Raw genomic sequence first — 13,634 nt, forward strand, 5'->3', positions numbered from 1 at the left:
GGGTGTAACTATCCGTTCATTACTAGAGACGATTTTCTTGCAAAGATGGATGCTATTGAAGAGAAGATTGACTCTATTGCTCTTAGTCAAAGGAAGATAGTTCAGCTTGAAGATGCTGTACAGGAGCTTGCCTTTCGCATAAACTTTGTTCAAGCAATAGAGCCCACCTATGCAGGCTATGATGATCTTGGAGCGTTGAGAGCAGAACTTCAGATAATAAAGAATATGCTCGCTGAATCGGTTATCGACTCCGCCTCATCTGCAGCAATCGTTAAGACGCTCTATGACAAGATCGACGGAGTATTGACCAGCTCGGTAGAAACCAGCATTATGACGCGGGAGATCGATGACCTTAACAGAAAAGTTCAGGCCCTAGAATCTCTAAATTCCTCAAGATACACAGAGCTCGTCCAAAGAATCTCCGAAGTAGGTAGTTATGACAGTTCAATCGATGAAACGAAATTCGAAGAGCTTCTTGGAAGGATAGAAGAGATAAAGAACACCGAAATTGTTGTTGTTCAACAGGAGCCTGAGCGAGATGACGGGAAATACGATGAACTCGTGCGAAAGATCGAGCAGCTTGCAGCAAGAACGGATACTTCAGCCATCGATAGCGCAAGATATGATTCGATTGCAAGGAGGCTTGCTGAACTTGAAGAAACTGTTGGATCGGCCGTTATAGATGCAGAGGTTTTCAACGAACTGGTATTGAGGATTGAGGAAATGGACTCCAGGACACGCGAGCTTGCGGTCAATCTGGAGGCTATTGAGCAACAAGAACAGCCTGAACAGAGAGATTATGTGACGATGACCACCTTTCTTGGTGAGATTTCCGATATTCGTAGCAGACTTGGCGCGGCAGCTTACGAGACCATAGAACCAATGTCTTACGTGTCATACATAGTTAAATCAGGTGACAGTCTGTGGAGCATTGCACAGGCTTACGGTGTCACAGTAGATCAGCTGAAGGAAATGAATACTCAGGTCAAGAACTGGGACTTAATATTCCGAGGGGATGAGATAAAGATACCTCTCTCACTGGATAATCTTATGGCCAAGGCATCAATCGCGACTCACTTCGGCTTGAATCTTGGGGTTGACTTTCTCGTTGATTCAATTGAATCGAACTTCGGAAGCTATGATTACGGCTATGCCAACCCGGGAATGGATCTGACCGTCCCGCCCAATTCTAGGATAACCGCCTTTCTTCCCGGCAAAGTTATTCTCTCGGAGCGAGTAAACGATCTTTACGGTGAAATGGTTGTTGTCGATCATGGGAACAATCTTAAGACGGTCTATGCACGCCTTGGAAGCCGAACGGTAATCAAGGGAGATTTTGTAAGGGTTGGAGATACCATCGGATTGGCATCAGATGCAAAGGGAAATCTCCACTTTGAATTCTGGAAGGCAGATGTCCCTGTGAATCCAGCCGATATAATCTTTGATAATGCGGGGACTTTTGAGGTTACAATGTACACTGAGTGGGATGATGCAAAGAATCCAACTTCGCCATCATTCAAGATGACCGCAAGTGGTGATTTTGTTAAGGGATACCGTACAGTCGCCGCCGATCCTGCTGTCATACCTCTTGGTTCTATTGTCTATATTCCGTTTTTCTCATCATCTCCTAACAAGGGCTTCTTTGTTGTGGAAGATACGGGCAGTTCGATCAAAGGGAATAAAATCGATGTTTACACCCATGATTTCAATATCGCGTCGAGTTTTAAAGAAGATCTTCTCGTATATGTGGTGAAGCGACCTTGAAAAGATCAATGATGCTCTTTCTTCTTTTCATCGTGATTCTCAAAGGTAATGTGCTCGGAACGATCACTTTTGGGCAGAGATATCCCCTTGGCGTTATGCCCTCGGGAATTGTTGAGGTCGAAAACAGCAGCGGTACATACTACGTTACTCTTGTGAAAGGCGATTCAGAACTAGTTGTCTTTGACACCAGTTTCAGGCCCATTACGATTTTCGATACTATGAGAAATGACGGAATTAATGATCTCATCTATAGAGATGGGAAACTGTACTGTTTTGGATTCTACAGCGGTAGGCTGGTTGTCGTGGATGCTTCTTTGCATCCGAGTAGATGGAAGAAGATAGATGAGATTCCAACATCGAGCAGACTGGTTACGGGATCGTTCATTGATGGAAAAATCGGAATACTCACAAATGATTATGAGTTCCTAGTGCTTGATATTGCTAAGAGAGAGATAATCAAGAGGCACAAACTTCCGGTGATTGGACTTTCTGTGGCAGAGGATTCAGAGCATTTCTTCATCTCGCTTTTTCACAATTACAATATGTTAACCGGGTCCCATGAAACCGAAAAGGGGCTGCTGGTATTCGATGAATGGGGAAATCTGGCAAAGGAAGTGAATATCGGCAAGAGACCTTCATACATACATCTCGAAGACGATAGGCTCTTTCTTATCTCCTACGTTGAGGAGAGTCTAAAGATCCTTTCCAAAAGTGATTTCAGCGAAATACGCACAGTCTACCTTGGCAGGTACCCGAATTTCCCGATAGTCCATAACGGAAAGATATGGGTTGCTCTGACCGGTGAAGACCAGATAATGACTGTGGAACTTTCAAGTTACCGGACGGAGTATTATGACCTAATAGGTCGTGGCCCAATAAAAGTCTTTCATAACGGGGAAAGAATTTACGTTCTTGAGACCATTACTGGAACACTTGAGATTTTGGATAGCAGAGGAAATACGATAGAATATGTAGAGTTAGATGGCTATCCGGTAGATATTGTTTTCAACGGAAAGGAAATTGCTGTTTTGCTTCAGGAAGACTGGCAGACAGGAAAAAACACTGGAGCTCTGCTGGTTCTCAAAGCACAATAAGTCGGAGGTTTGAAATGGGTCTTAAAAACATTCTGAAAATCACTCTTTGCTTGTTAATCGTTCTGATGGTTTCTTCTTCATGTCTGGTTCCCAGAGCTAGATTACTTAAGCAGATAGATCCTCAGGTTGTGACTGAGGGAGAAACTCTTGAATTATTGCTGGCCAGTTACATTTTGTCAGGGAACGCCGAAGATCTGAATTTCCAGGTTTTGGAAGGAGTTGGCGAGATCAAGGGAAGTTATTACCTTTACGCTCCCGGTTATGATGAAGCTGGAGAGTACTGGGTAAAACTACAAGCAAGCAACGGGAGTGATTCAGATTTCAGAAGGTTTAAGGTGACAGTTTTTGATAACAATAGAGCCCCTTCTATAGAAATCAGTGATCTTCAGATCTCAGTCGGCGAGCAGATAACCATAGACTTGAGCGGATTATCGACAGATCCCGACGGTGACTCTCTTACTTATGAGCTAGTAGGCCAGTTTGGGCAGATAATTGGAACAGAACTGTTTTTCGACGCAAGAGAAATGCAAGTTGGTGAGTACCAGGTAGAAGTTCGGGTGTCGGACGGCAAAGGGGGCCAGGGGAGCTGCACTTTTCTGGTCACAGTGTTTGACTCGAATCAGCCTCCCGAAATAGTCATTCCTGACTTCACAATCAAAGAGAATGAGATCCTTTCTCTGGACCTTCTTGATTATGCATTTGATCCCGACGGGGATGAGATTACCTTCACTCTAATCACCGGTGTGGGAATCATTGAAGGCATTCAATACGTCTTCGCTGCCGATTACGAGAGTTCAGGAACGTATGATGTTGAGATCGCTGTAAGCGATTCAGAAGGAGCGTCTTCTTCAGGAAGCTTCGAGATAACCGTAATTGACGTCAATAGACCACCTAGCATACCATTCGATCCTGTTCCCAAAATGGCCGAAACAATTGTTCCGACAAGTACTTCGCTTAGCTGGTCATGCGAAGACCTTGATGGGGATTATTTGCTGTACGATGTCTATCTCGGTAAGACTTCGAACCCTGTCCTTGTTGCTTCAGGAGTTTCCGGAGAGACTTATACACCGGTTCACCTCGAGGAGGGAGCCCGCTACTACTGGAAGGTAGTTGCTTCAGACGGCGAAGACGATACAGAGGGCCCTATATGGGAATTCACCACCGTAATCCCGCCTGTGATTCTGGGAATTGTCTCCGACAAGGAGTTGATAGTCTCGCCCAAGGTTTCTATAAATGATCAAGACCTGAATATTCCATTGGATTATGTTGCTGAAAGGGATCAGACTCTAGTAGTTGAAATAGATGAACTTCAAGAGTTTGATTATAGAAAGCCTGTCGGAGATGATGTTAGGGTTAGCTTTATCGAATGGGACGACGGGGAGACTTCACCTAATAGAGAAATCCTCATGAATCACTCAATGAAATTGACTGCAAGGTTTTCAGTGAGCTATTACTTGAATATAGCTACATCGGCCCGATATGAACATGAAATACCTGGCGAAGGATGGCATAATGAAGGGACCACAGTTGTTGTTACCGCTCCGAAAATCGAGGGGTACACTTTCAGAGACTGGGATCTCAACGAAACTTATGGGATAGTGTGTGGGGAAGTCATCGTTGTCAAAATGGATTGTCCGGTGAATCTAGTAGCAAACTATACACACGATTGCCCATAGGATCGATACTTCTAGGTCAGACTTAGGTATCTTTCGTAAGTGTCCGGAGCAACTGTTGCGATTCTTCGCAAGCCCTTTTCGGCAAGTTTGAGGGCGCCTGAAACGTTGGCGCCGGACGATATTCCGACCATCAACCCCTCTTTTCTGTGAAGCCATTTCATCATAGAGAGAGCCTCATCGTCCTCGACTGTGATCACTTCGTCCAGCACTGATAGGTCGAGGACATTCGGTCTGAAACCGGGACCGATGCCCTGGATTTTGTGAGAACCGCTTCTTCCCTCCGAAATGAACGGGGAGCCGGCCGGCTCTATTCCGGCCACGTGAATCCCCGGGAGTGCCTGTTTCAGAAACCGTCCAACACCGGTTATAGTTCCTCCCGTTCCCATACCACAGATGAAACCATCCAGTTTGCCTTCTGTTTGAGAGTGTATCTCGGGGCCAGTAGAGGAATAGTGGAAAGCGGGATTGGCTTCATTACTGAATTGATCTAGCATAAAAGAATCAGGGTTTCTTTCGATGAAGGCTCTTGCTTCATCATACGAACCGGAGATTCCCTTTTCGGCGGAGGTCCTGACTACTTCAGCGCCAAAAGCTTCCATTAGCTTCACGCGCTCAATGCTCGCCGATTCCGGCATGAATAGCGCTGCTTTATAACCGCTTGAAGCAGCAAGCATGGCAATGGCGATTCCTGTGTTCCCGCTTGTCGGCTCAACGATTGTCATCCCTTGTCTGAGAAGGCCTTTTCTTTCTGCATCAAGCATCATTCCTAGGACAGCTCTGTCCTTTATACTGCCTCCAGGGTTGTTCTTCTCGATCTTTAAGAGAACTGATGCAGAACTCCTGAGAGAATTGAGTTCGATAATAGGCGTATTACCTATAAGATCATGAAACACCATTTTGGCTAAGCCTCCACACTCTTCGCAACCTTATAAATTCTTGCGGGTATCCCTGTTGCCGGAGAATCTTGAGGAGCATGCTCAGAACAACACTATTTACTCCTACCCTAGCGTTGTCGCATACATATTTAGGTTTAAGCACCTTCGCTCCTGCTCCAAGTATAACGCTTTTGCCCACATCGGGGTGCCTCCAACCCTTCAAAACGTTTTTTGAACCCAAAGTAACTCCGTGGTAAATCAGAGTTCCTCTGCCTACCGATGTGGTCGAACCAACTACAACCCCAACGTCGTGGTCGATTACCACTCCGCCTTCAAGCCTTGCAGCCGGGTAAATATCTATCGAATAGAGTACTCTTCCGACATAGTGAAGCACTCTTGCCATAAATCGCAGTTCGCTGTTCCAGAAAAGGCGTGAGATCCTGTAGAGTAAGAGACCGTGAAAAACCGCGGAGAAGAGAAACACATGCCAACTCTTTGACGCGGTTGGGTCCTTTTTCAAGATAAGGCTTAAGATCAAGAGATATGTCCATTGTTGTCTGTTTGATGCGCTTCAGTGATTTAATTACTCTCACCTTCTTCACCAGTGCTTCTGCTATATTAAGTATAACGATGGTATCGGCATTGTCCTTAACTCCGTGTGAAAGTAGTCGCATAAGAGAAAGTGAACGAGCCAGAATCTTACAATGTATTGATTAAGAGAAGTGAAGAACATGTATTATCTGGTGAGCGCTGCAAGAGCCCTTCACAAGAATAAGGAAATGTAATTATCGCGCTTGGAGGGTGTAGAATCCAAATGGGGGTGAGTTTCTTGTCGAGAAATCGTTGGTTGTGTATTGTGCTTTTCATACCATTGATCGCTGTAGGAAGTACCGGACTTCACGTAGTCCTCTCACCGTCTTTTTCGGTAAACAGTATTCCTGCCGTAACCAGTAACTATAAACCCGTTCTGGGAGATCTAAGTAGATACATGGAAATCCCTCCTCTCTTCTCCGGGGGAATGGAGATAAGATTGGGAGATTCCAGATTGTATGTGGACATTGACGTAAGACAGGAGTTTTCCGATTACTTGATGGGCAACTGGTTCTCGAATCTCCCGTTGTCTACAGCGTCTTTTCTTCCTTCGGTAGACATGAATTTCCCCAGGCTCGGCTACTTCGAAAGAAAGGATGAAAACTCGTTGTTCTCGATTGGAAGAAGGAAGCTGAGTCTTGGCAGTTCAACATATAGTTTCGTGCTCTCCAATTACCTACCATATTTCGACCATATATGGATCGAGTTGAACGCCAGAGCAAAATCGGGAGTGTATTCGTACAACTTCTTCGCTATTTCGTCTGACAGGACGATCGCCGGAGGTCCGAAGACTCTCCTCGGCCATCGTTTCGGATACATGAATGACAACTTGAGATTGACTTTTGGCGAGGAAAACCTCGTTTATGGAGTCTATCCGGATTTGCAGGACCTCGGACCGTTCCTAATCTACCATCACACCTATCAAGAGCGTTCCAACGTCACTGCTACACTTGCCGCCGAGGTTAAGTTGGGTAAGTCAGTTGTGTATGGAGAGTTCACGCTAGATGATTTTAGACTGGCAACGGAGAGTATCGACTCTAATCCCACCGCCTTCGGCTGGGTAGTGGGGATCTCGTGGAAAATCCTTGAAGGGACCCCATACTCTGGAATGAAGTTTGCCGAGTCGGAGAACGAAATAAGAGACAGAGGCTTGATTCAAAGCGGCGGACTGGAGGTTCGGGTAGAACACTATCATGCAACTACTTATCTCTACAATAGGGGAACGAGTATCGGCAAGTTCACCTATCAATACCGGTTCAATGTCTTGCATCTCGATTCTTGGCCCGTCATCACAGGTTTCTTCGGTTTTCCTTACGGGCCTGACTCGACTCTGAGTCTTCTGGGCCTGCTGTACGAGAGCCAGAACATATCTCTTAGCGTCAAGGCTGAGGTTCTCAGAACTGGCTCAGTCAGTATCGATTCCCCTTATGAGCCGCCTTTCGAACCGGATTGGTATGGACCCAGGAAACCGATAACCACTTCTTTGAATCTCTCTTTCGAAAGCTTCTTCAGTATAGATCCAGACACTGCCATTTTTGCCGGAGGCAGTCTGCTCCTCTCCAGAGAAATGAATTTCTGGTTGAACATGGGTTTCATAAGAAGGTTTTCATTATTATAGGGAGGTATTTCGGATGAAGAAAATCGTTTTGCTGTTATTCCTGGCTTTTGCTGTAGCTTTATTTGGGAGTCAGGGGAGACTCTTGTTCAAAGGTACAGATCAATACAATCTTCTACTGGGCAGAAATCTCATCGAGGGAAAGACAGTTTTCACTCCCAACACAGCTCTTCCTGAGGGATTTGCCTCTGTTCAGATTGGACAGCTTTGGGTTAAGTATTATGTCGGTACGAATATCTTTCTCAGATTCACTCCTCAGTTCCTTATTCACAACTTCGAACCGTTCAAGGAGACCGGGTGGTTGGAATCAGTGGTTCCTCTTTACCTCAGGTATCGTTATGATACTCTGAAGCCCTGGCTTGTTCTGGGTTTTATGAGCGAAGTCACAAACAATGTACTGGGTTTCGTCAACCTAGACATTCCGAAGGACTACAGAAGCTACATCAGCCATGGAAAAGGCTTCGATTCTAAGCCATATATGAATTTCCCGGTCGAACTCTTCGAGGGGAAACTGGAGGCACTCGATATGAGCTGGCCCACCTTCGGCTATGTCTCCTATGCAAACGAAAGCCTTTACGCTTCTCTGGGAAGGTATAAGGTTGCGTGGGGTCCCATGCGTAACGGCCTGATGATAAGTGATGCTTCATCATATTATGACAATATTTCTGCTTCCTATACCACTTCATTGTGGAAGGACGGCCGCTTCACATATTCCTTTCTCGTAATCACACCGACTTCGTTGCTGAACTCAGAGGAGTGGCAGAAGCAGGGTAAGATCTGGGATCTCAATCAGAGAAGAGCATATACAGAAGGGGCAAAGACGATTATCGGACACAGGTTCGATGTTAAGTTCGCTGATTGGGGAAGGGTCGGTGCAGGAGAGCTGAATGTCGTTGGCGGAAAGCATCCAGATCTGAATGATGCCAATCCATTCATCATTTTCCACAATACCTATGGTGAAGATTTTTCGAACGTAATGGCTTCACTTGACTTTTCCCTGGTTCCTTTCAAAGGAGTTGAAGTCTACGGAGAAATAGCAATTGACGATGTTTCATTCGGTTCGACCGAGGCAGGCGCAAGAGGAAAACCAACTGCCCTCGCTTACGGTGGAGGTTTAAGATATGCAGTAGACTTAGGTGAAATGCTGCTTCTTGCGTCTGCCGAAGTCTATCATGCCGACACTTGGATGTACAATCGCTGGCAGCCCCTTCAGACATTCACAAACAGGATATACACGAAATCGGAACTACCCGGGAGCAGAGATTTCACTGACTATCCGCTGGGCTTCAAGTATGGACCTGATCTGAACGGATTCTCAGTAATGGCGAACCTGATAATGATCAACGGGCTATCCATATCCTTTGTGTACGACTATTTCAAACAGGGCGAAGTGACTCTAAGAACTCCCTATCTGAACATGAAAGAGCCCGAGGATGACCCAGGAGAGTTCACCGATCCAAAGGATTGGAGTGGTCCCGTCGGCAAGACTGTCAATGCAAACATCATGAAGCTGAATATCTCGGTACCATACAACAACTTCACTTTTGGGGGTGACTTTTCTCTCTATTTCGGAGATTACTTTAACAAGAACGGGGGATATGAGAAACCTATTTTCGAGATCAGGCCTTATGTGTCTTATATCTTCTAGGTTGTGGTGGGACCGGGCGAGCAAGTTCATAAAGCTCAGATGTTTGCTGCCACTGCAAAGCCGCCCGAGCCTTCGATGGTCAGCGTTTTCCGAATTCAACGAAGAGGCTAGACGCTGAATTAAGTATATCTAGAGGGGTAAGATTCCGAGCGCGTGTAGAGTTCAGAGGTTTGTAAATCAGGATCGGCAAGCTCCGCTTCGAGAAAAACCATATTCGCCACTACTAAGAGCAGGAGGAGGAAGCAGATCCTGTACAGTATCGTTGCTGACAGTACAATGGGGTGAAAAACGGTATAGACCACAGTAACCGGTCAGTCTCTATTTTTGATTCTTGGCTTTTCACAGCGCTCAGCGTGCAGCGTTTCTTGACAAGCGGGCCTTTGAGCCGCAAGCTGTCCCCCACCGCTCAAGCGTGGACTAAGACCAAGAGCGTAGAGAGCGCAAAGCCGTTTTTTGTCTGACAATGATGACAACCCTTGAAATAAGGAACAAAATGCTTGGGAGCCATATAGAGATCATCCAGGTAATGATGAGCCATAAGAGCCGCTGGACGCTTAAAAACACAGACTCACTGTTCGCAGTGAGATGAAGTTCTCCGTTGACGAGTGGGCCTTTCTCTCTTCCATCCCTGTAACTTGCATTTTGAACGTGCAACTGGCCTGGTTTCTTCCCAGAGGAGGACTGCTGACGGTCAAGGGATTTTGGGCTTCCCGGCGCTCAGCTTCTTCTTTCAAGCGTCCGGCGGATCTTCTAGAAGCGAAGCCCTTGTCAACGATCCCTCACAGTGCACAGTGCGCAGCCGAAAACGCCTTTTACAGCTTTATTTTTGAATTGCATGATCTGTCTCAGATAAATCCAAAGACAAGAAATCCGATCACGAAGCCAATTATCAGTCCGAGGATCAATCCTCTTGTGAACTTGTCTGGTTTTCTTCCCGGAGTCGGGGATTCTCCTCTTTGACTTTCTTTGTACCAGTCTCTATCGTAGATTCCCAATCATGATCACTCCTCTCTTTTATGACAAACTCCTTCCAGAATCGCTTTATGAAGAGTATCAGAGGCACGGCGAACAATACACCGAAAATCCCGATAAGCTCTCCAAAAGCTACCAGCGACACCAGAACTACAAACCAGTTTATCTTAACACGATGAGAGAGAATTCTTGGTGAAAGCAGCCACATATCTATCTGATTTGCTATCAAGAGCACAATCGCTCCACCAATAACACCCCAGATGCCGTTTTGAACATAGCCGAGAACCAGCATCGGGATAGTTGTTACAACAACTCCCAAGAAGGGTATGAAATTCGTTATTCCTGCAAGAAGTCCCAGGAAGAGAGCGTTCGGGATTCCCACAATCGCTGCACCTGCACCTATCATAATTCCTTCGATTACCGATATTAGAACCTGGCCAGCGACATAGGTCTGAAAATCAGTGTACAGAGAATCGAGAAAACCGGTTACCCTGGACTGATTGCAACCGGGGAAGAGAATAGGAACCTTCCTTCTCAAGATTCCGGTTCTTCTTGCAATTACGAAGGCCGCTACTATCATGAGAATAATCCCGGTAATCCATGATGTAATGTTTGAAGCAACATATCTTCCCAGTTCAATAGCAGCGCCACTTAACCATTGTGAAGCTCTCTGGGCAAGGTCCGTAACGGAATCTGCAATAAACGGAGGAAGTCGTTCGAGCCACTCTTCAAACCTTCCGTCCTTGAAGAGGGCATCCATCTCAGTGGCAATACTACGGATTCCGTTGATCGTAATCGGAATGGCGCTGTATACAAGAAAGAATAAGAAGAATAGCAATACCAGTCCAGTAATGATTCCAAGGGCAGTCTTCGATGTTTTCTTTGTAACGAATGCGGATGGTGCATTGATTATTAGAGAGAAAAGAAAAGCAAGTCCGATGACCCGCGAGGTCATTGGAAAGAGAAATAGTGTGGAGAATATCGCAATGAAATATCCAAGAATCCATAGCCTAGTCTTTTCCATATTGGCGCGCCTCCAGAGCTGAGAAGATTTGATCTGCTTTGTGTTGTATACTGAATATGTGCTTTCAATACAGAGGTGTTCCTTATGAAAAGAGTATATATTATTGTGCTAGTGTTTATTCTGATTTCGGTCACATCGTTTGCTTCGACTCACTCTTCGAGGATACTGTCTCCCGGATCGGTGAAGGCTATGCTGGGTTTCAAAGATGTGGGATTGAGGATCGGCATACTTCCTTTTCTAGAGGCCGGTTGGTTCATCGATGAAGGGCCTTACTTCACTCTGGGCTATGATGCAAACTTTCATCTCGCTTCCCGGGTTTCTTTCTCTTCGTTGCAGGAGGCTAGGGTAGTTGCAGAGCTGGGGTACGATTTCAATGTTGTCTACCTTGAGATCGGAGGACTGTACGAGTACGCTGCTCCAGATGCATCCTTTCTTGGCGGGCAGCTGAAAACAGAAGTGTTCTTCGACAACGGTCTCAGTGCCATAAGTGCAACTTTGGGCAGATTTCAGAAGGTGGCCGGTGAAACGGAGAAGCAGAGTTTCACTTCCGTTGGATTTTCTGCGAGAAGGAGACTGGACATCGAGAAGAAATTCTACTTTCTGAGTATAGAGAGCGTTGAGCTTGTTGGAACGCTAAAATGGGAGATCAAGGACGATCTCTCAACATTCGATCCTTTTCCAGCGTACAGCTTCGTTGGAATACAGCTAAACCTGGGATTTTTGAACTAGAAAGCTCTTCTTCCCGCACATGGAAAGGTCTAAAGAATATGACGAATCGCGATCGGTTCTTAATCGACAAGCAGTTATGACAGGAGCTTTGCCATTTCGTCGACTTCCTTTTCGTCCGGCATATCTCCATCTACTGACATTTCCATTACTTTGCCGGCCACATATGTGAGAAGCCGATGAGAAACTTTGGAGGCTCGTCTCATAGACATTGAAGCACCGAGAGCTCTCTCAACCCTATCATAGAAGTTTGCTCTTGCATTAATAAGGATCTCCCTTACTCTCTTGTTCTTCATCCCGTGAAGCCAAAGATATACGAGAGAAACCATTATGTCTGACCTTTCCGAATAAAGCTTCAGAACTTCCGCGTAGAGATCATGAGCGATGTCCACTGGTTGTTTTGACTGGTCTATTAGTGGTTCGAGTCGCGGAAGAACGTAGTTGTTCAGAATGTGCCTAGAAAGGTCTATGAGCATTCCCTCTTTCGAACGATGGTGATAGTGAATCGCTGCAAGATTTACCTCCGCTATCCCTGAAACCTTTCGTGTACTCAGGCCCTCAATCGTTTCTTCAGCGATGACCTGTATAGCCGCCTCCATTATTCTCTCTCTTGTTTCTTGACCACGCACTGTCGTCACTCCTTTCAATCATTCGTATAACACAGATTATACCACATAACTGCAGAAATACAAAAGCCGGGGCAATTCCCCCGGCTTCTCCAACTAAGGAACAATTCTAGTGCCGGATTCACCTCTCAGCGCTTGATCGACCTTCTCAAGAGAAGTTATTATCGATTCCTTTCTCGTTCTTGAAACAAACTCAATTGCTGATTCTATTTTTGGCAGCATGCTTCCCCTTGCGAAGTGACCAGCATCGATCAGTTTTCTACCTTCTTCGACAGTAACTACCTTCAGTTCTTTTTGGTCTTTCTTTCCGAAGTTAATGTATGCGTAGTCAACACCGGTAAGAATTACCAAGGCATCGGCATCAATCAGTTTCGCTAGCAGTGCGGACGCTCTATCTTTATCGATAACTGCCTCTACACCTTTTATCATTCCCCTATTATCTCTAACAACCGGAATTCCTCCACCGCCTGCTGCAACAACAATTGTCCCATCGTTGATCATCTCTCGTATCGGTTCAATCTCCAGCACATCAAGTGGTATCGGAGAGGGGACTACACGACGAAAACCCCTACCCGCATCTTCTTTCACCGTCCAGCCTTTGGTTATTTCAAGTTCCTTCGCGGTCTTCTCATCATAGAACGGTCCGACCGGCTTTGAAGGGTGCAGGAATCCCTCGTCTTCCTTATCTACTACGATTTGAGTCAGAACGCACGCAATGTCTCTTCTTTTGCCTCGCTTCAGAAGCTCATTGTTCAGGGTCTGAGTAATCAAGTAGCCAATAGATCCCTGAGTCATTGCATCGTTTACATCGATTGGGAATGGAGGGAATACGTCTTTTGACATATCCTGTTGAACCAACAAGTTGCCCACCTGCGGGCCGTTTCCGTGTGTGATGATCAGTTCATAGCCTTCCTCCACAAGATCTGCGAGATAAGAGGTAGTTGAGAGGAGGTTTTTCTCCATTATTTCTGCAGTGGTTTTTTCGTTTGGCTTATTTAGAGCATTGCCACCTATTGCAACAAC

Annotated in this window: 10 protein-coding genes and 1 pseudogene; 6 read left to right on the plus strand and 5 right to left on the minus strand. The window is 45.8% G+C overall.

The annotated features are described in order from the left end of the window. From ENN47_04785 to ENN47_04795, 3 genes are all read left to right on the plus strand, one after another. On the plus strand, nucleotides 1-1,764 hold a 1,764-nt coding region (locus ENN47_04785), incomplete at its 5' end, for a LysM peptidoglycan-binding domain-containing protein (protein HDP77499.1). Continuing rightward, nucleotides 1,761-2,858: a hypothetical protein gene (locus ENN47_04790; GenBank protein ID HDP77500.1), complete on the plus strand. Its 1,098-nt coding sequence runs from the start codon at nucleotides 1,761-1,763 to the stop codon at nucleotides 2,856-2,858. The genes ENN47_04785 and ENN47_04790, both read left to right, overlap by 4 nt. A gap of 14 nt (nucleotides 2,859-2,872) precedes the next feature. After that, nucleotides 2,873-4,534, plus strand: coding sequence for a hypothetical protein (locus tag ENN47_04795; GenBank protein HDP77501.1), 1,662 nt, complete (start codon nucleotides 2,873-2,875; stop codon nucleotides 4,532-4,534). A gap of 11 nt (nucleotides 4,535-4,545) precedes the next feature. On the opposite strand, the gene cysK is transcribed toward ENN47_04795, so the two are convergent. Next, nucleotides 4,546-5,430: a cysteine synthase A gene (gene cysK / locus ENN47_04800; GenBank protein ID HDP77502.1), complete on the minus strand. Its 885-nt coding sequence runs from the start codon at nucleotides 5,428-5,430 to the stop codon at nucleotides 4,546-4,548. A gap of 5 nt (nucleotides 5,431-5,435) precedes the next feature. Then, nucleotides 5,436-5,993: pseudogene (locus ENN47_04805) on the minus strand (serine acetyltransferase). A gap of 230 nt (nucleotides 5,994-6,223) precedes the next feature. On the opposite strand from ENN47_04805, the gene ENN47_04810 reads away from it, so the two are divergent. Together ENN47_04810 and ENN47_04815 are read left to right on the plus strand one after the other, a co-directional pair. Continuing rightward, a complete protein-coding gene (locus ENN47_04810; protein ID HDP77503.1) occupies nucleotides 6,224-7,618 on the plus strand; it encodes a hypothetical protein in 1,395 nt (464 codons plus the stop codon). A 13-nt stretch (nucleotides 7,619-7,631) separates the two neighbouring features. After that, a complete protein-coding gene (locus ENN47_04815; GenBank protein HDP77504.1) occupies nucleotides 7,632-9,263 on the plus strand; it encodes a hypothetical protein in 1,632 nt (543 codons plus the stop codon). A gap of 901 nt (nucleotides 9,264-10,164) precedes the next feature. On the opposite strand, the gene ENN47_04820 is transcribed toward ENN47_04815, so the two are convergent. Next, nucleotides 10,165-11,259 carry an AI-2E family transporter gene (locus tag ENN47_04820; protein HDP77505.1) on the minus strand — a complete coding sequence of 365 codons (1,095 nt, stop codon included), beginning with the start codon at nucleotides 11,257-11,259 and terminating at the stop codon, nucleotides 10,165-10,167. An 84-nt stretch (nucleotides 11,260-11,343) separates the two neighbouring features. On the opposite strand from ENN47_04820, the gene ENN47_04825 reads away from it, so the two are divergent. After that, entirely contained in the window at nucleotides 11,344-11,988 is a 645-nt protein-coding gene (locus tag ENN47_04825) for a hypothetical protein (protein HDP77506.1), read from the plus strand. A gap of 74 nt (nucleotides 11,989-12,062) precedes the next feature. Here ENN47_04825 and ENN47_04830 read toward each other — a convergent pair whose 3' ends face one another. Both ENN47_04830 and arcC read right to left on the minus strand, forming a co-directional pair. After that, nucleotides 12,063-12,614, minus strand: a complete 552-nt coding sequence (locus ENN47_04830) for a TetR/AcrR family transcriptional regulator (GenBank protein ID HDP77507.1) — start codon at nucleotides 12,612-12,614, stop codon at nucleotides 12,063-12,065. Nucleotides 12,615-12,707: 93 nt separating this feature from the next. Beyond that, nucleotides 12,708-13,634: carbamate kinase (arcC, locus tag ENN47_04835; protein ID HDP77508.1), on the minus strand; the 927-nt coding region annotated here is incomplete at its 5' end.

The sequence above is a fragment of the Mesotoga infera genome (genome assembly GCA_011045915.1).
In the GTDB taxonomy this organism is placed as follows: Bacteria; Thermotogota; Thermotogae; order Petrotogales; family Kosmotogaceae; genus Mesotoga; species Mesotoga infera_D.

Bases quoted from the DNA above. Each gene is read 5' to 3' on its own strand.
- ENN47_04825 (HDP77506.1), top strand. From the start codon at position 11,344: ATGAAAAGAGTATATATTATTGTGCTAGTGTTTATTCTGATTTCGGTC.
- ENN47_04815 (HDP77504.1), top strand. From the start codon at position 7,632: ATGAAGAAAATCGTTTTGCTGTTATTCCTGGCTTTTGCTGTAGCTTTA.
- ENN47_04795 (HDP77501.1), top strand. From the start codon at position 2,873: ATGGGTCTTAAAAACATTCTGAAAATCACTCTTTGCTTGTTAATCGTT.
- ENN47_04820 (HDP77505.1), bottom strand. From the start codon at position 11,259: ATGGAAAAGACTAGGCTATGGATTCTTGGATATTTCATTGCGATATTC.
- ENN47_04810 (HDP77503.1), top strand. From the start codon at position 6,224: ATGGGGGTGAGTTTCTTGTCGAGAAATCGTTGGTTGTGTATTGTGCTT.
- cysK (HDP77502.1), bottom strand. From the start codon at position 5,430: ATGGTGTTTCATGATCTTATAGGTAATACGCCTATTATCGAACTCAAT.